The 20,449-nt window shown below is 41.3% G+C and carries 19 protein-coding genes; 10 read left to right on the top strand and 9 right to left on the bottom strand.

What is annotated here, in order from left to right:
* Window positions 1-318 precede the first annotated feature (318 nt).
* The 8 genes from AS141_RS14695 to AS141_RS14665 are packed head-to-tail and all read left to right on the top strand — an operon-like array spanning window position 319 to window position 8,798.
* Window positions 319-2,745 (top strand): heavy metal translocating P-type ATPase, encoded by a 2,427-nt coding sequence (locus AS141_RS14695; RefSeq protein ID WP_057938419.1) that lies wholly within the window; start codon window positions 319-321, stop codon window positions 2,743-2,745.
* Window position 2,746: 1 nt separating this feature from the next.
* Complete coding sequence (ccoS, locus tag AS141_RS26020; RefSeq protein ID WP_082632303.1) at window positions 2,747-2,923, top strand: cbb3-type cytochrome oxidase assembly protein CcoS; 177 nt, start codon at window positions 2,747-2,749, stop codon at window positions 2,921-2,923.
* 4 nt (window positions 2,924-2,927) lie between these two features.
* Entirely contained in the window at window positions 2,928-5,054 is a 2,127-nt protein-coding gene (ccoN, locus tag AS141_RS14690; RefSeq protein ID WP_057938442.1) for a cytochrome-c oxidase, cbb3-type subunit I, read from the top strand.
* Window positions 5,055-5,065: 11 nt separating this feature from the next.
* Window positions 5,066-5,251, top strand: a complete 186-nt coding sequence (locus AS141_RS14685; protein WP_057938418.1) for a cytochrome C oxidase Cbb3 — start codon at window positions 5,066-5,068, stop codon at window positions 5,249-5,251.
* Complete coding sequence (locus AS141_RS14680) at window positions 5,248-6,183, top strand: c-type cytochrome (RefSeq protein WP_057938417.1); 936 nt, start codon at window positions 5,248-5,250, stop codon at window positions 6,181-6,183. Before AS141_RS14685 ends, AS141_RS14680 begins: the two co-directional genes overlap by 4 nt.
* 51 nt (window positions 6,184-6,234) lie before the next feature.
* On the top strand, window positions 6,235-7,647 hold the full coding sequence (ccoG, locus tag AS141_RS14675) for a cytochrome c oxidase accessory protein CcoG (RefSeq protein WP_057938416.1): 1,413 nt from the start codon (window positions 6,235-6,237) through the stop codon (window positions 7,645-7,647).
* Between the two features lie 23 nt (window positions 7,648-7,670).
* Window positions 7,671-8,096 carry a FixH family protein gene (locus tag AS141_RS14670; protein ID WP_057938441.1) on the top strand — a complete coding sequence of 142 codons (426 nt, stop codon included), beginning with the start codon at window positions 7,671-7,673 and terminating at the stop codon, window positions 8,094-8,096.
* Window positions 8,097-8,798 carry a sulfite exporter TauE/SafE family protein gene (locus AS141_RS14665; RefSeq protein WP_057938415.1) on the top strand — a complete coding sequence of 234 codons (702 nt, stop codon included), beginning with the start codon at window positions 8,097-8,099 and terminating at the stop codon, window positions 8,796-8,798.
* Here AS141_RS14665 and hemN read toward each other — a convergent pair.
* The 4 genes from hemN to AS141_RS14645 form a co-directional block, all read right to left on the bottom strand.
* Complete coding sequence (hemN, locus tag AS141_RS14660) at window positions 8,795-10,147, bottom strand: oxygen-independent coproporphyrinogen III oxidase (RefSeq protein ID WP_317043042.1); 1,353 nt, start codon at window positions 10,145-10,147, stop codon at window positions 8,795-8,797. The genes AS141_RS14665 and hemN overlap by 4 nt on opposite strands.
* A 130-nt stretch (window positions 10,148-10,277) precedes the next feature.
* A complete protein-coding gene (locus tag AS141_RS14655) occupies window positions 10,278-11,321 on the bottom strand; it encodes a vWA domain-containing protein (RefSeq protein WP_057938413.1) in 1,044 nt (347 codons plus the stop codon).
* Window positions 11,302-12,198 (bottom strand): hypothetical protein, encoded by an 897-nt coding sequence (locus tag AS141_RS14650; RefSeq protein WP_057938412.1) that lies wholly within the window; start codon window positions 12,196-12,198, stop codon window positions 11,302-11,304. Before AS141_RS14650 ends, AS141_RS14655 begins: the two co-directional genes overlap by 20 nt.
* Window positions 12,191-13,069 carry a DUF58 domain-containing protein gene (locus tag AS141_RS14645; protein WP_057938411.1) on the bottom strand — a complete coding sequence of 293 codons (879 nt, stop codon included), beginning with the start codon at window positions 13,067-13,069 and terminating at the stop codon, window positions 12,191-12,193. Before AS141_RS14645 ends, AS141_RS14650 begins: the two co-directional genes overlap by 8 nt.
* A gap of 106 nt (window positions 13,070-13,175) precedes the next feature.
* On the opposite strand from AS141_RS14645, the gene AS141_RS14640 reads away from it, so the two are divergent.
* Both AS141_RS14640 and AS141_RS14635 read left to right on the top strand, forming a co-directional pair.
* Entirely contained in the window at window positions 13,176-13,526 is a 351-nt protein-coding gene (locus AS141_RS14640) for a DUF4296 domain-containing protein (RefSeq protein WP_057938410.1), read from the top strand.
* Window positions 13,526-15,913 (top strand): endonuclease MutS2, encoded by a 2,388-nt coding sequence (locus AS141_RS14635; RefSeq protein WP_057938409.1) that lies wholly within the window; start codon window positions 13,526-13,528, stop codon window positions 15,911-15,913. The genes AS141_RS14640 and AS141_RS14635 overlap by 1 nt, the downstream gene beginning before the upstream one ends.
* Window positions 15,914-15,957: 44 nt before the next feature.
* On the opposite strand, the gene AS141_RS14630 is transcribed toward AS141_RS14635, so the two are convergent.
* The 5 genes from AS141_RS14630 to lpxD form a co-directional block, all read right to left on the bottom strand.
* The gene (locus AS141_RS14630; protein WP_057938408.1) at window positions 15,958-16,440 is read right to left on the bottom strand and encodes a hypothetical protein; all 483 of its coding nucleotides are present in this window, start codon (window positions 16,438-16,440) and stop codon (window positions 15,958-15,960) included.
* Between the two features lie 150 nt (window positions 16,441-16,590).
* Window positions 16,591-17,211 (bottom strand): ABC transporter ATP-binding protein, encoded by a 621-nt coding sequence (locus AS141_RS14625; RefSeq protein ID WP_057938407.1) that lies wholly within the window; start codon window positions 17,209-17,211, stop codon window positions 16,591-16,593.
* Between the two features lie 2 nt (window positions 17,212-17,213).
* Window positions 17,214-17,993, bottom strand: coding sequence for an acyl-ACP--UDP-N-acetylglucosamine O-acyltransferase (gene lpxA / locus AS141_RS14620; RefSeq protein WP_057938406.1), 780 nt, complete (start codon window positions 17,991-17,993; stop codon window positions 17,214-17,216).
* Window positions 17,990-19,384, bottom strand: a complete 1,395-nt coding sequence (locus AS141_RS14615) for a bifunctional UDP-3-O-[3-hydroxymyristoyl] N-acetylglucosamine deacetylase/3-hydroxyacyl-ACP dehydratase (RefSeq protein WP_057938405.1) — start codon at window positions 19,382-19,384, stop codon at window positions 17,990-17,992. The genes lpxA and AS141_RS14615 overlap by 4 nt, the downstream gene beginning before the upstream one ends.
* A 39-nt stretch (window positions 19,385-19,423) precedes the next feature.
* The gene (gene lpxD, locus AS141_RS14610; protein WP_057938404.1) at window positions 19,424-20,446 is read right to left on the bottom strand and encodes a UDP-3-O-(3-hydroxymyristoyl)glucosamine N-acyltransferase; all 1,023 of its coding nucleotides are present in this window, start codon (window positions 20,444-20,446) and stop codon (window positions 19,424-19,426) included.
* Window positions 20,447-20,449: the final 3 nt, after the last annotated feature.

Here is a 20,449-nt window from a genome sequence, read left to right as displayed (position 1 = left end):
ATCGGGCTTTTTTGCGTTCCAGCTTTTTTTGAATTTGAAGAACTTCAAGAAGCATTATTTTTCAAATGATTTTTCCTAACTTATAAAACTATGTTTTTACCGGTAACTATCGCAGTATCAAAGAGAAACCATAATACCTGATTTTTGTCAGGTTTCTTCAAGGTATTGCTCATGATAGGTGCCTCTTTGATGAGTTACTTTCGTGAATCTAACGGAAGGTTATAAGTAGGGGACATATGTTTCTCTGTTATGAGCATATGCCCTATAGAATTCTATGAAATAGCTTTTTGAAGAGATGTTTTTGAAAAACTAAAGGTAATGAAGTCTGAATTAACTCCAACGCGCGATATAGCTTGTTTTCACTGTGGTGAAGAGTGCAATGAGTTGGTGATTCTATCCGATGATAAGAACTTTTGCTGCCGAGGCTGTAAATTGGTTTATGAGCTACTTTCAGAAAATGATCTGTGCAACTACTATGATCTAGCGAACCACCCTGGAAAAAGTCAAAGAAAGAAAGGGCGTCAATCTAATCGATTTGACTATCTGGATGATGAGGATACAGTCAATCGCTTGGTGGATTTTCAGAATGATACTGAAAGTCATGTTACCTTTTATATTCCGACAATTCATTGTGCATCCTGTATTTGGCTTCTGGAAAATCTTCATCAAATACATTCAGGTGTATTTTATAGCCGTGTAGATTTTATTAGAAAGAAGATTCAGGTAAAGATCTTACGTAATAAGATCAATTTAAAGGAGTTGGTCAGTCTACTAACAACAATAGGGTATGAGCCCCAAATCCATCTTTCGAATCTTGATAGGAAACAAGGTACCGAACTTGATAAGCGCTTAATTCTGCGCCTGGCGGTAGCCGGTTTTTGCTTTGGGAATATGATGCTATTTAGTATTCCGGAGTATTTCTCTGAGGCTGATCTAATTGATTCTACTTTTCGGGGATTGTTTAGTTATCTAAATGTGATTCTGGCGATTCCTGTAGTCAGCTATTCGGCAAGTGAATATTATCGCTCTGCTTGGAATTCGCTTAAGAAAAAAAGAATAAATATGGATGTTCCTATCGTTCTTGGGATCATCGCGTTATTTGTTTATTCGCTTTGGGAGATATTCGCTTTTCAACGCTCTGGTTATATGGACAGCCTAGGAGGGTTATTGTTTTTTTTACTTTTAGGGAAAATTTATCAGCAAAAAACTTTTTCAACACTTGAATTCGATCGGGATTACAAGTCTTATTTTCCAATAGCTGTTACCAAAGTTGAAAAAGGGCAAGAGGCTGTAATCCCTCTATCAAAGCTTCAAGTAGGTGATGTGATCATGGTGAGGGACGAGGAATTGATTCCTGCAGATTCCTTTTTACTGAGCGCTTTAGCAAATATAGATTATAGTTTTGTAACGGGAGAGGAGGTTCCAGTGCCAAAACAAAAGGGGGAATTCGTCTATGCAGGAGGTCGCCAAAAGGGAGATGCAGTATTATTGTCAGTTCAAAAACCACCTTCTCAGGGATATCTTACTGATTTGTGGAACAATGAAACTTTTGAAAAAGGCAAGGAACGCTTACTTGAACCATTAGCCTCAAAAATCAGCTCGGCCTTTACCTGGTCTGTACTGGTTATTGCATTTTCGGCTTTTACATATTGGGCATTTACAGATTTTTCAATCGCTATTAAAGTGTTTGCTTCTGTACTTATAGTGGCTTGTCCATGTGCTTTGGCTATGTCTACTCCTTTTACATTGGGCAACACGCTTAGGATTTTTGGGAAAAGTAAGTTTTATCTAAAAAATGCCAGTGTGGTCGAGCGGCTAGCTTTGGTTGATGCTGTTGTCTTTGATAAAACAGGAACACTTACGGATCCAGCAAATGCTAAAGTCAGCTACATAGGGGAAGAGCTTTCTGAAGAAACCAAAGCGCTCCTGAAAACCATTGTAGAGCGGTCCACTCATCCTCTCAGCAATCGGATTAACCGTTGGCTTGGCAATCAAAAAGGTGTTCAGCTTGAACAGGTTAGCGAGACAAAGGGTGCCGGGATTCAGGCACTTTTCAAAAATCAAGAAGTTAGACTTGGCTCGGCAGCGTTTACCGGATTTGGAAAAAGTATTGAAAGCCAAAAAGGCAACATCGTTTGTCTAACAGTGGAAGGACAGGAATTAGGATATTTCCTGATCGCATCAGGACTTCGCAACAAAGCCTCTGAGGTGATAGATCAACTTAATACTACTTATGATCTCCATGTTTTATCAGGGGATTTCCAGCATGAGCAAATGTATCTGGAAGAAAGGCTGTGTGGTGGAATTATATATAATTTTGAACAAAGTCCAGGCGATAAGCTCACCTACTTAAAAGAATTGAATCGTACCCATCATACGTTAATGATAGGTGATGGCTTGAATGATGCGGGGGCATTACATGAAAGTGAGGTCGGTGTAGCTATTTCGGATCGAGTCAGTCACTTCTCACCAGCAAGTGATGCTATTATGGACTCGGAAGTATTTGGAATGATTCCTCAGTTTTTAAGCTTTGCGAAATCCTGCAGACTTATTATCAAAGCAAGTTTTATATTAAGTTTATTGTATAACTTAATAGGCGTTACCTTGGCAGTCCAAGGACATTTAAGTCCTGTGATTTGTGCTGTTTTGATGCCGCTTAGTAGTGTGTCGGTAGTGATTTTTACGACATTGTCGACAAATTTTGTAGCCTGGAGAAATGGGCTGTTAACTCCAAAACAGTTTTAGTATGGAAGTTATTTTTCTATTAATCGCGATCAGTCTGGTATTGGCAGGTACATTTTTGCTCTTGTTTTTCAAGGCAATGAAAAGCGGCCAATTTGATGATAATTACACTCCTTCAATAAGGATTCTCTTTGAGAGTAATTCCAAAAAAACTAAAAAAAGCAAACAATCAAAACCGTAATCCTATGAAAGATTCTACGCAGGAGAGGTTCCTGTATGACAATAAAATTGTCAAGTATTTTGGAGCCGCCACTATTATCTGGGGCGTAATTGGGATGCTCGTCGGTGTACTTGCAGCGACACAGCTTTTCTTACCTGAGGCCAATCTGGGTAACCCCTATACTACTTTTGGACGAATTAGACCACTTCATACAAACGCTGTAATCTTTGCTTTTGTAGGTAACGCAATATTTGCAGGCGTATATTATTCCATGCCTAGGTTGCTCAAGGCACCGATGTGGAATAAATCACTAAGCTGGTTTCATTTCTACGGTTGGCAACTTATTATCCTTACAGCAGTTTTGACATTGCCGCTGGGGCTTACCAGCTCTAAGGAATATGCGGAATTGGAGTGGCCTATCGATATCGCAATTGCAATTGTCTGGGTGGCTTTTGGAGTCAATATGATCGGCACTATTCTCACACGTAGAGAGCGTCATATGTATGTAGCTATCTGGTTTTATCTAGCTTCCTTTATTACGGTAGCCGTCTTGCATATTGTGAATTCCCTGGCTTTGCCGGTTTCTTTCCTGAAAAGCTATTCAGCCTATGCAGGTGTTCAGGATGCATTAGTGCAGTGGTGGTATGGACATAATGCAGTGGCATTTTTCCTTACTACTCCTTTTCTCGGTTTGATGTATTATTTTCTTCCAAAAGCAGCAAATAGACCGATTTACTCGTACAAACTTTCCATTATTCACTTTTGGTCTTTGATTTTCCTATACATGTGGGCAGGCCCCCATCACCTGCTTTATACAGCATTGCCTGAGTGGGCTCAGGTTTTAGGGACAGTTTTCTCAGTAATGCTTTTAGCTCCTTCGTGGGGAGGTATGGTCAATGGATTACTGACATTGCGGGGAGCCTGGGATAGAGTGACTACTGACCCCGTGTTGAAATTTTTGGTAGTGGCGATCACTGCCTACGGTATGGCTACTTTTGAAGGTCCTATGCTTTCATTTAAGAATGTAAGCGCAATTGCCCATTACACGGATTGGATTATTGCCCACGTTCATGTAGGAGGACTTGGGTGGAATGGTTTCTTGACCTTTGGTATGCTCTATTGGTTGTGGCCTAGATTATTCAAAACTACCATATTTTCTACCAAACTAGCGAATGTACACTTCTGGCTGGGCGTAATGGGAATAATTTTCTATGCATTGCCAATGTATGTGGCAGCATTGACTCAGTTCTTGATGTTGAGAGAATTTGACGAGATGGGTAAATTGGCATATGGCAACTTCCTACAAACAGTCGTGGAATTGGTACCTATGTACATGCTGAGAGCTTTTGGGGGATTGTTATACGTAAGTGGTGCAATCCTGATGATGTATAATATGTTCAAAACTGCTCAGCAAGGGGTGTTTCAGGAAACGGAAGAGGATTCTGCTCCTGCTTTGGCAAAGAACTACCGCCCTGCGGGAGAATACTGGCACCGCGCATGGGAGAGAAAACCAATTTTCTTTGCGGTATTGGCTACTGGAGCTATCCTTATCGGCGGAGTAGTGGAGATTATCCCTACTATTTTGGTGAAATCTAATGTACCCACCATCAGCTCTGTAAAACCTTACACGGCACTTGAACTTGAAGGTAGAGATATCTATATCAAAAATGGCTGCGTAGGCTGTCACTCTCAGATGATTCGACCATTTAGATTTGAGACTGAGCGATATGGAGAATATTCCAAAGCAGGGGAATTTGTATATGATCGACCATTTCTATGGGGCTCCAAACGGACAGGTCCTGACCTGCATAGAATTGGAAAGAAATATCCGGACAGCTGGCATTATTTTCATATGGAAGATCCGCGAAGCATGTCACCTGGCTCATTGATGCCGCCTTACCCATGGTTATTGACCAATGAGTTGGATTACTCGGATCTACCTGCGAAAATCAGAACTATGCAAAAGCTTGGCGTTCCCTATCCAAAAGGATATGACCAGCAAGCTGCGGCTGAACTGGAAGCTCAAGCAGAACAGATAGCTACTAACTTGAAAGATGCGGGAGTAGAAGTAATGCCTACCACTGAAATTGTGGCTTTGATTGCTTACCTGCAGCGATTAGGTACTGATATTAACGTTTCATCATCTAACTAACCGGAGAAATCATGTACAAAGAAGTATTAAGATCAATGGAAAATGTAGAGATATTCCCGATTGTTTCTCTAATCATATTTGTCCTGTTTTTTATAGGGGTTGCTGTTTGGGCTATGAGAGTCCCAAAGGAGTATGTTGACCATATGAGTTCTCTACCAATGGATGATGATAACCAATTAACTGACAACCAGCCATGAAAAAACATGTAACCTTTTTTGCACTTTGCGGTCTGGCGCTTTGCTCTTCAGCACGTGCACAAAACGAGTCTTTATCAGGACAATTGCAAGCTTTGGACTCAAACCAACTGGCTATTTTAATAATTATAGGTGTCATATTGGGAGTAATCGTACTTCTTTTGATCCTTATGCTTTATTTGATGTCTTTTATTTCGGCGATTTTCCGGAAGGAGAATCCTGAATTGGCCGAGAAACCAAGCTGGTGGACATCATTTAAGAAGCGATTTGTGACAGGAGATATTAAAGAGGAGCAGGCTGAAGATAAGTTGATGGCGGATCATTCTTATGACGGAATCCAGGAGTTGGATAATTTCATGCCTCCTTGGCTTCAGTATGTCTTTTGGGGGACAATAATGATTGCTGTCTTTTATTTTGGTTACTATACAGTTTTGGGATATGGTAAGACGGGTGTAGAAGAATATCAAGAAGAAGTTCTTAATGCTAGCATGGAAGCTGAAGCGCGAGGTGTTAGTGCGCTGGCATCAATTGATGAGACGAATGTAGAAATTGATGATTCGGAGGTAGGAATTAGTGCTGGTAAGACGATTTTCGAAGCTAACTGTGCTGCTTGCCACGCTGCTGATGGAGGTGGAGGGGTCGGTCCAAATCTGACCGATCAATATTGGATACATGGGGGAGATATCAAAGATGTCTTCAAGGTGATAAAATATGGGGTAATAGAGAAAGGAATGGTCCCTTGGGAGGACCAGTTGAGCCCTCAGGAAATACAACAAGTGGCCAGCTATATTCTCACCTTTCAAGGAACTAGCCCTGCAGCTCCAAAAGCTCCGCAAGGCGAATTATATACAAGTAACCGTGAAGCTGATTCTGTAGAAAATTCGATTGTAGATGATAGTACAGCTGTTACTGGAGACACTACTATTGTAGAATAAATTTATACTGCCGGGGATTTTATAATTCCCGGCAGTGAATAGGCTATCACTATGGCAAAGAAGAACCCGCATTTAAATCCTGAAACATTCAGAGATGCACTGGCAACTGTCCAAGATGATGGGAAGCGGAATTGGGTTTATCCCAAGAAGGTCAAAGGGTACTTTTACAAATACAGAACGTATTTCTCTTGGCTGTTATTAGCCATATTATTCTCAGGACCTTTTATTATAGTAGATGGAAGGCCATGGCTGTTGTTCAATATTTTTGAAAGGAAATTCATCATTTTTGGAGCTGTATTCTGGCCTCAGGATACCTACCTGCTGATTTTTCTACTGCTGATTTTCTTTGTATTTATTATTCTATTTACGGTAGTTTTTGGTAGGGTATGGTGTGGCTGGGCATGTCCGCAGACTCTATTTATGGAAATGGTCTTCCGCAAGATTGAATACCTCATAGAAGGGGATTCCAATCAGCAAAGAGCGCTAAATGAACAGTCTTGGAATCAAGAAAAAATCACCAAGAAAACAATCAAGTTCGTCATTTTCGCAATAATCTCTCTCTTGATCGGCCATCTGGTGATGGCTTATCTCATAGGGATAGACCAAGTAATGACGATAGTTTCCTCTCCGCCAACAGAAAATATGGCGGGCTTTGTTGGGCTCTTGGTATTTTCGGGCATTTTTATGTTTGTGTTTGCATGGTTTCGTGAGCAGGCATGCCTTGTAGTTTGCCCCTATGGAAGACTTCAGGGTGTAATGCTGGACAATAATTCCATCAACGTGATGTATGATTATGTCCGAGGAGAACCTAGAACACCAATTCGCAAAAATGCGGCAGACAATATCGATAAGGGGGATTGTGTGGATTGCAATCTCTGTGTGCAAGTTTGCCCTACTGGTATAGATATCCGTAACGGGATACAGATGGAATGCGTGAACTGTACAGCGTGTATAGATGCCTGTGATGAAGTCATGGTCAAAGTAGATCGACCTACTGGTCTGATCCGATATGCATCCGAGAACAGTATCAGGCAGGGCTTCCAAAAGCTGCTCACCGGCAGGGTGAAGTCGTATATAGTTGTCCTGGTTTTGTTGATAGTAGTTTTTGTCTCCCTGATTGTGACCCGGGATGACATTTCTGCTACGATCACAAGATTCCCAGGTATGACATACCAAGAACGGGAAGACGGAATGGTTACAAATCTCTATCAGATTACCTTGATCAATAAAACCTATGAACCGCAAGAAGTCGAGCTAAAGTCATTGGCAGAAGGTATTGGTGTTGAGATAATAGGCGCGCAGCACTTGATTTTGGACGCTCAGTCTAAATTTGAGGGTAGGTTCTTCTTGGTCAGAGACCAGGATGGGGTAAAAGTGAATCAGGAAAAGGTAGAATTGGCACTTTTTCATAAGGGGGAGGAAATTGACCTTATAGAGACCAATTTCACTGCACCGATAAAGTGAATTTGGGATTTAACTATGAAATTATGAACTGGGGAAAAGGTATTTTATTTACAATTATAGGTTTCGTCGTACTGATTATGACAATGGTAGTGATTTCAGTTCGTATGGATGGAATTGAGTTGGTGACCGAAAATTACTATGAGGAAGAAATCAAATATCAAGATAGAATAGATGAGTCCAATTCTGCAATTGAACTGGAGAGAGAAGTAATTTTTTATAATTCCCAAACGAATGTGATTGAACTTGACCTTCCCAAAGGAACGATTGGGGCTTTGCACCTTTTTCGTCCTTCCGATTCCTCGTTAGATCAAAAAATCAATGTGAAAGTTACTCATTCAGGAAAAACGCAGGTGCCGTTAAAAGAACTAAAATCAGGCTATTGGAAAGTTCAGCTTAGTTGGTCTGAAAATGGTATAGGTCATTATCGGGAAAAAAAAATCACTATTTAAATGTTATATACAGCCTTTTTGTTGGGATTTCTTGGATCATTTCATTGTGTTGGGATGTGTGGCCCGATTGCTTTGGCAGTTGGTGGCAAAAAAAGCACTTCTTACTTTTCGCATAAGATCCTTTACAACCTTGGCAGAAGTGTCACGTACGGTCTCCTTGGGCTGATAGTTGGAAGCCTTGGTTTTTCATTGTCACTTGTCGGGGTTCAACAAGGGTTTTCCATAGCTATAGGAGTGATTATTTTGATTCTGGCAATTTCCTATAAGCGGGGAGATCAGTTGCTGACTGTTTCAGCGCTGTCAGGGATTGTGAATTGGGTAAAAAGGCAGGTGACACGGTTTTTAAAAGCGGGGGGATATATTGCTTTTTTTGTGACTGGATTAGCTAATGGATTACTTCCATGCGGGATGGTATACCTTGCATTAATTGCAGCAATGGGATTGCAAAACCCATTACTTGGAGCTGCCTATATGCTCTTTTTTGGAATAGGCACCATTCCATTACTCTTGGTTTTGATGTATTCGGGGAATATTTTCTCCATCCAGATCAGGCGAAATTTTCAAAAAGCTATCCCTTACCTCGGTGTGATTATAGGTTTTCTTTTTATTTTCCGTGGTTTGGGCTTGGGCTTTTTTTATAGTCCTGATATAAAAATGTTTGACTATGGATCTGAACAGGTTGAAATCACCCTATGCCGCTAAACCGTGTTGCTGAATAGTTTTTTTGGGACAGGGACTGCTGCCAGTCTTAAATCAAATTGTAAACAGATAGTTCGAATGACTTTCCTGCCTGTTTCGGTTACGGTGATTTTGTCTTTATCTCTAAGAATCAATCCATCAAGCGCCATTTCATCTAAGGTCGAGCGCTGGTTTTCTGAAAGCTTAGCTACTATTTCTACCGGGATTTTAGCCTGATTTCTGCAGATCAAATCCAGGATAACTTCTCTGACAAGTCTATCTTCCCTGGTTTGAATATGTCCTTTGTGAATTGGGAAGTAGTCCAGCAGCACCAAGGATTGGTATCTTTCAATATTCTTATCATTTTGGGCATAGGCGTAATACACGTCACTAATGCTACTGGCACCCAATCCAATCAGAATTTTGGAAGGCAATGTGGTGTATCCCATAAAGTTTCTATGTAGAGAGCCTTTAGATTTTGCTAAAGTAAGCGGGTCGTTTGGAAGGGCGAAATGGTCCATTCCTATCGCTAGGTATCCCATGTCCATTAAAAGTCCTTTTCCAAATTCATATAATTCACTTTTCTCTGTTTCGGATGGGAGGAATTTCTCAAAGCTTTTCTGTGCGGGAAATGCACTTGGCAAATGTGCGTAGCTGTAAAATGCAACCCGGTCTGGCCTCAATTCCTGAACTTTCCTGAACGTATCTTCCAAGGATTTAAGCGTTTGATGCGGAAGCCCGTAAATTAAATCAAAATTGATGGATGTAAATCCCAAAATACGTGCTGAATCAGTAGCATATTTTACATTTTTAAAAGGCTGAATCCTGTGGATAGAGGTTTGAACTTTTAAATCAAAATCCTGAATACCATAACTAACACGTGTGAAACCTAGGGCATGCAGAGTTTTCAAGTGTTCAAAGCTTGTATTATTGGGATGGCCTTCAAAACTAAACTCAGCATTAGGCGTGATTTCTGCATTCTTAAGTAGCGAGTTAATCAGGTAATCCAGGTAGAATGATTCAAAAAATGTGGGAGTTCCGCCTCCCAGATGTATTCCCGAAATCTTCGGCTTACCGGCAAAAAGCATTTTGTATTTCTCCCATTCAGCCAATAGTGCCTGTATATAGGGAACTTTAACCTTGTTATTTTTGGTGATTCTTTTGTTGCAGCCACAGTAGGTGCAAAGGTTTTCACAAAAAGGCAAATGAATGTAAATAGCTATGCCTTCATCATCCCCGAAATCGGTAAAGGCTTTTTTTACAAGAGTGCTCCAGTCAGCTGAATCAAGCTTGTTTTCCCATGACGGCACAGTAGGATAGGAAGTATACCTAGGAGCTTGACGACTGTATTTTTTGACTAATTCTGCGGGCATTTGCATAAGAAATTGCTTTCCGCAAAATAAGCCAGCCCATTGATTTTAATGGGTGATGATTGAAAGCCGGAGAAATGATTTTAATCATTTCTCCGGCAGATTAAATCACTTTAACCCGTATTCGCGGGCATTAATCGAGCAAGAAGTTGTTCAAGAAGCTGCTTTTCAGTCCAAGCCAAACGAAGAATAGAATTAATCCCCAAAAAAGATAAATGCGATAATAATCAGCGGTCTCTTTGTAGCGGTTTTCGATCACCTCGGTCTTCTCAAGTGTGTCAATCCTATCAAAAATAGAGGCTAAAGTCCCACTGTCGGCTGCTCTAAAAAATTCCCCACCCCCTATTTTGGCTATCTCACGGAGTGTGGATTCATCCAGATAGCTTTCTACCATCTGCGGTCTTCCAAAGAAGTCTGTGCCATAGGGGACCAAACCGTCTTTTCCCATTGCAATAGTATAAATCTTAATGTCCAAAGCAGAGGCAAGGTTAGCTGCAAATAACGGATCTACGTTTCCTGCATTGCTTTCCCCGTCACTCAATAAGATCATTACTTTGGATGCTGACTCAGATTCTTTCATTCGGTTAGTTCCCGAGGCCAATGCGGAGCCGATTGCAGTACCTTTGGCCTCCATCATACTGAAAGAAATCTCTTTCACAAGATCTGTTAGCAAATCATAATCGTTGGTCAAGGGAGCTAATGAATAGGCCTCCCCTGCGAACACAACCATTCCTATTCGATCTCCAACCCTCCCATTGATGAACTCAATGGCTGTAGCTTTAGCGGCTTCTAGGCGATTTGGGGTGAAATCCTGTAAGTCCATGGATTCTGAAATATCCATAACTAGCATGATATCTATTCCTTCAGTGAACTGTTCTACACGTTCATTACTACGCTGAGGTCGAGCTAGGGCTATTACAAGCATTATCAAAAAGAGGTAGTAAAATCCTGCAGGAATAAGCCGTAAGTATGTCCAGGGGTTGTTATTTGCTATTCGCTTAGGAAGAGAAAGTTCCAGGACAGGATTTTTAAGGAATTTCACAAGTGTCCTGAAAAGTATAAAAAGCGGAATGATCCACATTAAATTTAGCAAAATAGGATTTTCCCATTCGTAACTTTTGAAGGTCTCAGGTAAAAACCATGACCAGCTAAAGAATTCAGACAACTGCTCTCTCATGCTTGATTTTGGTTCGTTTTTCCTGGTATTTTTCTCTCGCTACTCCTAGTAAATAGGTAGTTGCTTCCTCACTTTTTGAAGATTCTCCTGCGTATATGATCAAATCGATGGCCCGCAGTGCTTTGAAAATCTCATGATTATCCATACGTTTTCCTATTTCGCTCGAGGTCCATTCTTTGACAGGTAACTGGGTAATGCTCTCCATATATCCTTTCCAAAGACCAATTACTTCATCTGCGGCTTCTATAGAAGGGTTTTCGGTAAGAAGCGCAGTTTGTGTTTTCCATCTTTTCTCAAATTGAGACCAGCGTCTTTTCTCCCTTCTTTCTTTCCAATATTCCTGAATTTTGTCAGCAAAAAGGAAATAAAGGACTCCAAGCAAAAGAAGGATTCCGCCAAGAATAATACCAATGATTATCCAGTTTAAGGATTTTTCTAATGGTTGATAAATATTGTTCTCCTGAAACACAAGTTCCTCAGGGATGCTGTCTAAGGCAAGTTTCAGCTTCAGCTCGGCCTCAAGAGGATAATGCACTACGCTATCGTACCTGGCAAGCTCATATACAGGCAAAGTCAAGAAAGAACTTGGATCAAGTGAGAAATTTGAGAGGTAATAGATCGTGCTATCCTGTGTAATGCTGTCTTGCGTGTGGGAAATGAATGTTTTCTTTTCCAGCAAGACCAACGGAGAAAAATCGAAAGTGGAATCTGGAAAAATAAGTTGTGTCGATTCTGGGTAAGTCGCTTTCAGTACATAGCCTACCCGCTCGCCAAGCTTAGCAGAATCCTGCATGAAATAACCATCCACAGTGATCTGTTGTGCATTGACAAGCAATGGGGTGAGTAGAAAGAAAAGAAGTTTGAGCGTTTTAGCCACGTTTCATGCTTTTGTTTCGGTATTTAAATAGCTCGAGAAGCGGACCTACGATATCTTGGGTGGTATCGATAGCTAGATAGTTTATTTGGTTTTTTTTGCAGATATCCTTTAGATGCTCTCGCTCTGAGGTAAAGGTATCTGCTATTTTTTTAGAAAAGCTCCCGAAGGCGGTATTCACCCAGGTCGTTTTTCCTTTTTCTTTATCAAAAACAGGAATGATTCCCAAAGATGGCAAGGCCGATTCACGAGGGTCTGTGAGCTGAATAGCAACTACATCATGACGTTCAGCAAGTGCTCTGAATGGTCGTTCGTACCCTTCATCTATGAAATCAGATATAATTACGATTACAGCTCTTTTTTTGATGAGGTTCAGTGCAAACATAAACATGGAATTCAGATCCGTTTTCAAGGAAATATTCTCATGATCAAAGATACCACGGATCATTTTGACTCCTTGCTTGCTACCTTTAGATGGAAGAATCAGTTTTTCCTTTTTGTCTGAATAACTGATGAGCCCAACCTGACTTCCCTCAAAGACTGCCGCCAGTGTCAATACGCCTGCAATGGTCTTTCCTTGATCGATTTTCTTATTTCCCGGTTGTCCGATATCCTGGCTACCGCTTATGTCCAAAAGAAAGAAAACTGACTGTTCTTTATCTTCACGAAACGTTTTGACAAAAGTCCCGTGCCCTTTGGCGGATACTTTCCACTCAATCGTACGAATATCGTCACCATATTGATAAGGACGAAGGTCATCAAACTCCAACCCTGACCCTTTAAAAAGCGACTGGTATTCTCCTTGCAGGTGATTATTAGCCACCTTTCGGATCATGATTTCGTATTTTCTGAGCTTGTGGAATAATTCGTTCATGAATGGTGATTTGAACGGCCTAAGTTATGCTTCTAAGCTGAATTATAAAATTTCAGTTACATGAAGGTTGGGGAGATTTTCCGTTAAAAAAACCTAATTTTGACCTGTGAAAAGATTATTGATACTGAGTTTTTGCTTTCTATTCCTGGCAGCCTGTGACACTGCCAAAAGGCCCGATGAATTATTATCCCAGGATAAGATGGTAGAAGTGCTGATAGATATCCATATTACTGAGGGACTTACGAGTGCTATGCCGGTGGCATATGATTCATCCAAGGTGCTTTATAAACTGCTTGAGAAGGATGTATTTATCAAACATAAAGTGAGTGATTCGGTATTTACCCAAAGTATGTTGTATTACTTGCGCGATCCAGCTGAGATGGAGCAGATTTATTCACGCGTGGTAGATTCTCTTCTGGTGAGGGAATCATCTGAAGGAATTAAAGAACAATTTTAATGCTATACCCAGGCAACCTCCAACAAAAGGTAAATTTCATCAAGATCAAAGAACTGCTGAAAGGAGAATGCACTTCTCCACTCGGGATGCAGTATGTCGACCGTTTGGTTTTTTCTTCCGATTATAATCTGATTACAAAATTACTGGATCAGACCGAGGAGTTTCGTCAGATCCTGATTTCCGGGGAGTTATTTCCCTCTTCCAATTTTACCAATCTCAACCCGTATTTAGAAAAAGCGAAGTTGGAAAATGCCTTTCTTGATGTTGAGGATTTTTATGAGATTAAGCTTTCCTTGGATACGCTGAGAGGCTGTGTTTCTTTTTTTCTGAAAAGGGAAGCAGAATATCCTGTGTTGAGTCAATTGCTAGGATTGCTCATGGATCTGGATATGAGTTTGCTCAAAGCCATCGAGCTGATTATCGATGAAAAGGGCAAAATGAGAAGTAATGCCAGTAAGGATTTGCAGCTGATCCGGAGTCAGATTTCTTATGAAGAAAGCCGCTTACGCAAAGTTATGGAGCGTATTTTCAAGGAAGCCAGGGCGAAAGGACTTACCCCGGAAGATTCTGCGATTACTATCCGTTCAGGCAGATTGGTGATACCTATTGCGGCAGAGAACAAGCGAAAGCTTCGTGGTTTTATTCATGATGAATCTGCCACAGGTCAGACAGTCTATATGGAGCCTGAAGAAGCGCTGGATATCAACAATGAGATCCGGGATCTTGAGTACATGGAGCGTCGGGAAATTATCAAGATACTTACTCAGCTGACTGATAAAATCAGACCTGCTATCCCTGCATTGAGGAAGGCAACCAATTTCTTGGGTTTAATGGATTTTATTCGCGCCAAAGCAAAATTTGCATTGAAAACAGCTAGCTGCCGACCGGAAATTACCAAGGAAAGGCAATTGACCTGGACTGAGGCCAGGCATCCATTACTGGAAATGGCGCTTAAATCCCAAGGGAAAAATATAGTGCCTTTAGAGGTCAGACTCAGTGGTCACGAGCGTTTACTTGTCATCTCAGGGCCAAATGCGGGAGGTAAATCAGTAACACTCAAAACTGTAGCTTTGCTACAGTATATGTTGCAATGCGGGATGCTGATTCCAGTGCATCCGGATTCCAAAAGTTCACTTTTTGACAATTTTTTTATTGATATCGGAGATGAACAAAACTTGGAAAATGACCTAAGTACTTATAGTTCTCACCTGATGAGTATGAAGCATTTTTCGCTTTTTGCCAATAAAAAAACCATTCTCTTTATAGATGAATTCGGTACTGGCACAGAACCTCAGTTTGGTGGTGCAATAGCCGAATCCATTCTTTTGGCATTAAATAAACTCGGCGCATATGGTGTGATTACGACTCACTACGGCAATCTCAAGCAAATCGCAAACAAAAACCAGGGAATGGTGAATGGAGCGATGCGCTATGATGTAGATAAGCTTGAACCGCTTTATCAACTTGAAATCGGGAAACCTGGTTCTTCTTTTGCGTTAGAGATCGCCTCGAAGATCGGAATTCCGAAGGATATTTTGAATTATGCAAAAGCCCAAATCGGTGAGGAGCGTGTACGCTACGACAGATTACTCACGCAGGTAGAGAATGAGAAAAACCAATACGCCACCTTATTGGCAGATGTAAAATCGAAAGAACGTCTGCTGAAAACCCGCCTTCAGGAGTACAATGAGCTGAAGGAGACAATGGAAACTACCAAAAAACGCTATATCCAAGAGGCAAAACAAGAAGCGAAGCAATTGCTAGATCAGGCGAATAAGAAGATAGAAGCTACTATTCGTGAGATCAAAGAAGGCAAAGCTGAGAAGGAAACGACCAAGCAGGTTCGCAAGAATCTGGAAGAATTCAGGGAAAAGGTCAAACCGGAAAAGACTGCAATCAAAAGTTCAGAGATCAAAGTACTGGGGGGTAAGATTGCGGCAGGAGACTGGGTGAGGGTCAAAGATAACGGTGCAATTGCCGAAGTGCTTCAGGCCAAGGGCAATGAGATCGAGGTTTCCATAGGAGAACTCAAGTCAAAGGTAAAACTCTCGAGACTTGAGAAAATATCTCAGGGTGAAGTCAAAAAAGAGAAGAAAGCAGCGGTCGTCCGAAGTGGCTATAATACTAACGAAAAGATGATGGACTATTCACCCAATCTCGATTTGAGGGGCAAGCGCGGTGAAGAGATTCTTTCACTGATTCAGACATTCATTGATGAAGGATACATGCTTGGGTTGAAAGATCTTAGGATTGTCCATGGTAAAGGAAATGGGATTTTGAGGGATTTGACGCGCAATTTTCTGAAAAATATGGGGCAGGTTAGCCATATGGAAGATGAACACGCAGATCGTGGCGGAGCAGGAGTGACGCTGGTCACATTGAAATAAAGCAAAGGGAGCAAATATTCTGCTCCCTTTGCTTTAAGTGTTTTTTACTGCTTGATCAAATTGAACGTATAGCTTCCTGCCACGGCTAGCACTCCATTGACTCTAGCTTCAGGAGCTGGAATGGTAAAGGTGAGTTTTAGCTTATTATTCGTTTGAGTAAAAGAAATCTCCCTTCCCGCTGCTGGCTTTGAGCCAGAGAGTATGAACTTGTCAAAGTTGCTTCCCTCAAAAGTCCAGGTTCCGGAAGCATCAAAAAGGTCATTGCTGTTTTTAGAAGTGTAGGTCTTGGAGGAGCCTGATTTCAACACAAGTTCATATCCGGTATATATATTAGTGACTGTCACACCGTCCCGTTCTACAGAACCACCTCCATCAATACCCCAAGCTTGTGAGCCAGTACCAGTCAACGCTTCTAAAGCAGTTTCTTCAGCAGTTTTCACTGGCGGATCAGGATCTTCCCCACCACAGCCTTGGATTGCCACAGTAAGAAAAGTCAGTAGGAGAGATCTGAGAAACCATGATTTCATATGATAATAATTTGTCTTTTAAGGGGCATATGGAATCTCGCATGGTTGATAATCATCCCGGTTTGTGACGTTTTCGTCATGCTCGATTTCATGTGTTCAACAATTAAAAACCGTATGATTAAAGATAAGAATTTAAGTTTATAACTATCCCTACTTGAACTCTTCCAGAACTATTTTTTGCCTGCAAAATTCATATTCTCGAGGCTCATTAGAGCAAATCACCAGAATTCTGTTCTTCCCATATTGGTTTATCAGTTCCTGATACCACTCTATTCCTTTACGGTCAAGGTTGGATGTCGGTTCATCTAGAAATATCAAAGGGACATCAGAAAAAAGAGCCAATCCTAGTTTCAAGCGTTGCTTCATACCTGAGGAAAATTGCCCCACAGGCTTTGAAATATGCTGAGTCAGGTAAAGTTGTTCGATGATTTCTTTTGAGGAGATTCTATCTAAAGGTTTTTTGAATTTGAAGTGAAAATTGAGCAGTTCCTCCAGGGTAAATTCTTCCGGCATTTCCATATAGGGAGCAGAAATAGTCAAGAACGAAAACCAATCTGTTTCCGAGATCGATTTTCCACTTACTAGATAATCTATTTTTCCGGAAGTGATCGGTATTACGCCGCTCAGACATTTCAACAAAGTAGATTTCCCTGATCCATTACTTCCAGTTATAGCCAAAGAATCACCCTGAGATAATTCAAGGCTTAGATTTTTAAAAATCCATTCGTATTGGAAGCGTTTTGAAGCTTCTTCTAAGTGGATTTTTAGCATGGTTAATTGATGTAGCCTTTCATGACTCCACGTTCTGATGAGCGGATGAAGTTCAAAATCTCATCTCTTTCTTTTGTTGCAGGTAGATTAACTTCGATTTCTTCCAAGGCTCGACTATTGTTCATGCTGTTGAGAAAAAGATAGCGATAGACTTCCTGAATATGGGAAATGGACTCGCTTGAAAAACCTCTTCTTCGTAATCCCAAAGAATTTACACCCGCATAAGAAAGCGGCTCACGGGCCGCTTTGGTAAATGGGGGGACATCCTTCCTCACCAAAGATCCTCCTGATACCATGGAGTGCATGCCGATTTTCACAAACTGATGAACTGCACTTGAACCGCCTACAATAGCCCAATCATCTATGGATACATGACCGGCAATCTGTACAGAATTTGCGATGATGACATGGCTCCCAATCACGCAATCATGCGCTACGTGAACATAGGCCATTAGCAAGCAGTGGTTTCCGATGACTGTTGTCTGTTTCTCTACTGTGCCTCTACTGATAGTAACACACTCCCTGATGGTGGTGTTGTCACCGATCATTACCGTAGAATCTTCCCCTTGGAATTTTAAATCCTGTGGGATGCCGGCTATCACGGCTCCAGGAAATATCTTGCAGTTTTTCCCAATATTTGCTCCGGAAAAAATGGTGACATTTGGTCCGATCCAAGTATTATCACCTATAGTGACATTCTCACCAATCATCGTGAATGGATCAATTTGCACGTTTTTACCGATTTTTGCTTTCGGGTCAATATGGGCTAAAGTACTGATCATGATTCTTTTCGGGTTATGCTTGCTGTCATTACGGCCTCACATACTAGTGTATTTCCTACATAAGCTTCACCACGCATTTTTGCTATACCTCTTCTTATCGGGGCCAAAAGTTCACATTTAAAAATGAGAGTATCACCAGGAAGAACCATTTTTCTAAACTTACAGTTTTCAATTCCTAGAAAATAGGTCCAGTAATTTTCTGGATCATCTACTGTACTCAAAACTAATATTCCTCCCGTCTGAGCCATTGCCTCTACCTGTAATACACCAGGCATCACTGGGTTGGCAGGAAAATGTCCCATAAAAAATGGTTCATTGATCGTGACATTTTTTACTCCTGCCACTACTGTGTTATCAAGATAAATAATTTTATCAAGGAGTTGGAATGGGTATCTATGCGGCAAAATGCTGCTAATCTGATTGATATCCATCACCGGAGGTAATTTTGGGTCGTAATATGGAATATGCGAAGTGCCAGACTTCTCCATAGCACGTTTTATTTTCTTTGCGAAAGCTACATTTGCTGCATGACCAGGCCGTGCGGCCATAATCTGAGCTTTCAGAGGGCGTCCTACAAGTGCCAAGTCCCCAACTACATCCAACAACTTATGTCTCGCCGGCTCATTTCGATAGCGTAAGTCCACATTATTGAGAATACCTTCTTTCTTTACCTCAACTTTTGGCTTGTTAAACATTTTGGCCAAATGAACCAACTCTCTTTCTTCTACTATTCGGTCCACCACTACGATGGCATTGTTCAAATCCCCACCTTTGATTAGGTTTGAGTTATATAGCATTTCCAGCTCATGCAAAAAGCAAAAAGTACGACAAGAAGCAATCTCCGATCTGAACTGGCCGATGTCTGTAATAGACGCATGTTGGCTGCCTAGAACTGGCGAGTTGTAATCGACCATCACGGTCACACGATAGTTGTCAGTCGGCAAGGCCACCATTTCTACCTCCCTTGCGGAATCTTTGTATTGGATACTTTCCTGGACTTCAAAGAATCTGCGAAGCGCATTTTGCTCCTCAAAACCTGCATCTTCCAACACTTCTATAAATTGAATGGATGACCCATCCATAATTGGAGGTTCGGGGCCATCCAGCTGAATGAGCACATTGTCGATTTCTAGTCCAACTAATGCTGCCAGGACATGCTCTACTGTATATACACGGGCGCCATTTTGCTCCAAGGTAGTACCTCGGGATACATCTACTACCAGGTCGCAATCTGCATCTACTGTTGGTCTGCCTTCCAGGTCAATTCGCTGAAACTTATATCCGTGATTTGGGGGTGCTGGCAGAAATGTCATGTTTGAAATGACTCCAGTGTGTAGCCCCACCCCGGATATTTCCACCTGCTTTTTAATGGTGTGTTGTTTTACTTTCATCTGATTTTTGAGCCGTTCAGCATGCTAAAGGCTGCAAATTTACTGCTTTTTTTCTAGTTCTCTTATGCGGTCTTCCATTGCTTCCAGGTTTTTGAAAATGGAATAGGATTTCAGGAAGTTTTTCATGTCCATTCCAATATACCCAAATAGGGTGGTTCCTGACTTAGAGATGTTCTTACTTATACCAGTATTGGCACCAATGGTCGTATTATCGGCAATTTTTAAATGGCCAACTATTCCTGCTTTGCCTGCAATTACGCAATTTTTTCCAATCACTGTTGATCCTGAAATTCCCGTTTGGGAAGCGATTACAGTATTTTCGCCGATGATCACATTGTGTGCGATCTGGACTAAATTGTCTATTTTTGCACCTTTTTTAATCACCGTGGAACCCATCGTGGCACAATCTATAGTACTGTTTGCACCTACACTTACATTGTCTTCCAGGATTACATTGCCTATTTGAGGGATTGCCTTGTAAGTCCCATCTTCTTGTGGAGCAAACCCAAATCCGTCAGCGCCGATTACTGCGCCGGGATGGATCTCGCAATTGCTTCCAATTATAGAATCAGCGCAGATTTTCGCGCCTGCATGAATTATAGTATTGTCACCTATTTGTACGCGATCACCGATGTGTACATGACTTTGGATTTTGACAGAATCACCGATTGTGCAGTTTTTTCCAATGTAAGAAAATGCCCCTCTATAAATTTGCTCGCCAACTTTAGAGCTTGGATCTATATAACAAGGCTCTTCAACTCCCACTAGGCTGCTCTTCATGAACATGGAGTAAGCTTCAAGTAGTTTTGTGAAACCTGTGTAAGCATCTTCTACCCTGATCAAATTAGTTTTCAGGGTTTTAGTAGGAGTAAAGTTGTTGGAAACAATTACTGCTGTTGCCTCCGTGTCATAGATGAATGGGGTGTATTTTTCATTTGCCAAAAAGCTTATGCCTCCTTGCTTTCCCTCCTGGATTTTATCCAATCGGGATACTTTTTGGTTTTCATCGCCTTCTACTTTTCCCTGAAGGATTGCAGCAACTTGTCCGAGGGTAAATTCCATAAA

It is taken from the genome of Algoriphagus resistens (genome assembly GCF_001442615.1).
Lineage (GTDB): Bacteria > Bacteroidota > Bacteroidia > Cytophagales > Cyclobacteriaceae > Algoriphagus > Algoriphagus resistens.
This window is presented reverse-complemented; position numbering and strand designations above follow the sequence as displayed.

Bases quoted from the DNA above. Each gene is read 5' to 3' on its own strand.
- AS141_RS14695 (WP_057938419.1), top strand. From the start codon at position 319: ATGAAGTCTGAATTAACTCCAACGCGCGATATAGCTTGTTTTCACTGT.
- ccoS (WP_082632303.1), top strand. From the start codon at position 2,747: ATGGAAGTTATTTTTCTATTAATCGCGATCAGTCTGGTATTGGCAGGT.
- ccoN (WP_057938442.1), top strand. From the start codon at position 2,928: ATGAAAGATTCTACGCAGGAGAGGTTCCTGTATGACAATAAAATTGTC.
- AS141_RS14685 (WP_057938418.1), top strand. From the start codon at position 5,066: ATGTACAAAGAAGTATTAAGATCAATGGAAAATGTAGAGATATTCCCG.
- AS141_RS14680 (WP_057938417.1), top strand. From the start codon at position 5,248: ATGAAAAAACATGTAACCTTTTTTGCACTTTGCGGTCTGGCGCTTTGC.
- ccoG (WP_057938416.1), top strand. From the start codon at position 6,235: ATGGCAAAGAAGAACCCGCATTTAAATCCTGAAACATTCAGAGATGCA.
- AS141_RS14670 (WP_057938441.1), top strand. From the start codon at position 7,671: ATGAACTGGGGAAAAGGTATTTTATTTACAATTATAGGTTTCGTCGTA.
- AS141_RS14665 (WP_057938415.1), top strand. From the start codon at position 8,097: ATGTTATATACAGCCTTTTTGTTGGGATTTCTTGGATCATTTCATTGT.
- hemN (WP_317043042.1), bottom strand. From the start codon at position 10,147: ATGCCCGCAGAATTAGTCAAAAAATACAGTCGTCAAGCTCCTAGGTAT.
- AS141_RS14655 (WP_057938413.1), bottom strand. From the start codon at position 11,321: ATGAGAGAGCAGTTGTCTGAATTCTTTAGCTGGTCATGGTTTTTACCT.
- AS141_RS14645 (WP_057938411.1), bottom strand. From the start codon at position 13,069: ATGAACGAATTATTCCACAAGCTCAGAAAATACGAAATCATGATCCGA.
- AS141_RS14635 (WP_057938409.1), top strand. From the start codon at position 13,526: ATGCTATACCCAGGCAACCTCCAACAAAAGGTAAATTTCATCAAGATC.
- AS141_RS14630 (WP_057938408.1), bottom strand. From the start codon at position 16,440: ATGAAATCATGGTTTCTCAGATCTCTCCTACTGACTTTTCTTACTGTG.
- AS141_RS14625 (WP_057938407.1), bottom strand. From the start codon at position 17,211: ATGCTAAAAATCCACTTAGAAGAAGCTTCAAAACGCTTCCAATACGAA.
- lpxA (WP_057938406.1), bottom strand. From the start codon at position 17,993: ATGATCAGTACTTTAGCCCATATTGACCCGAAAGCAAAAATCGGTAAA.
- AS141_RS14615 (WP_057938405.1), bottom strand. From the start codon at position 19,384: ATGAAAGTAAAACAACACACCATTAAAAAGCAGGTGGAAATATCCGGG.
- lpxD (WP_057938404.1), bottom strand. From the start codon at position 20,446: ATGGAATTTACCCTCGGACAAGTTGCTGCAATCCTTCAGGGAAAAGTA.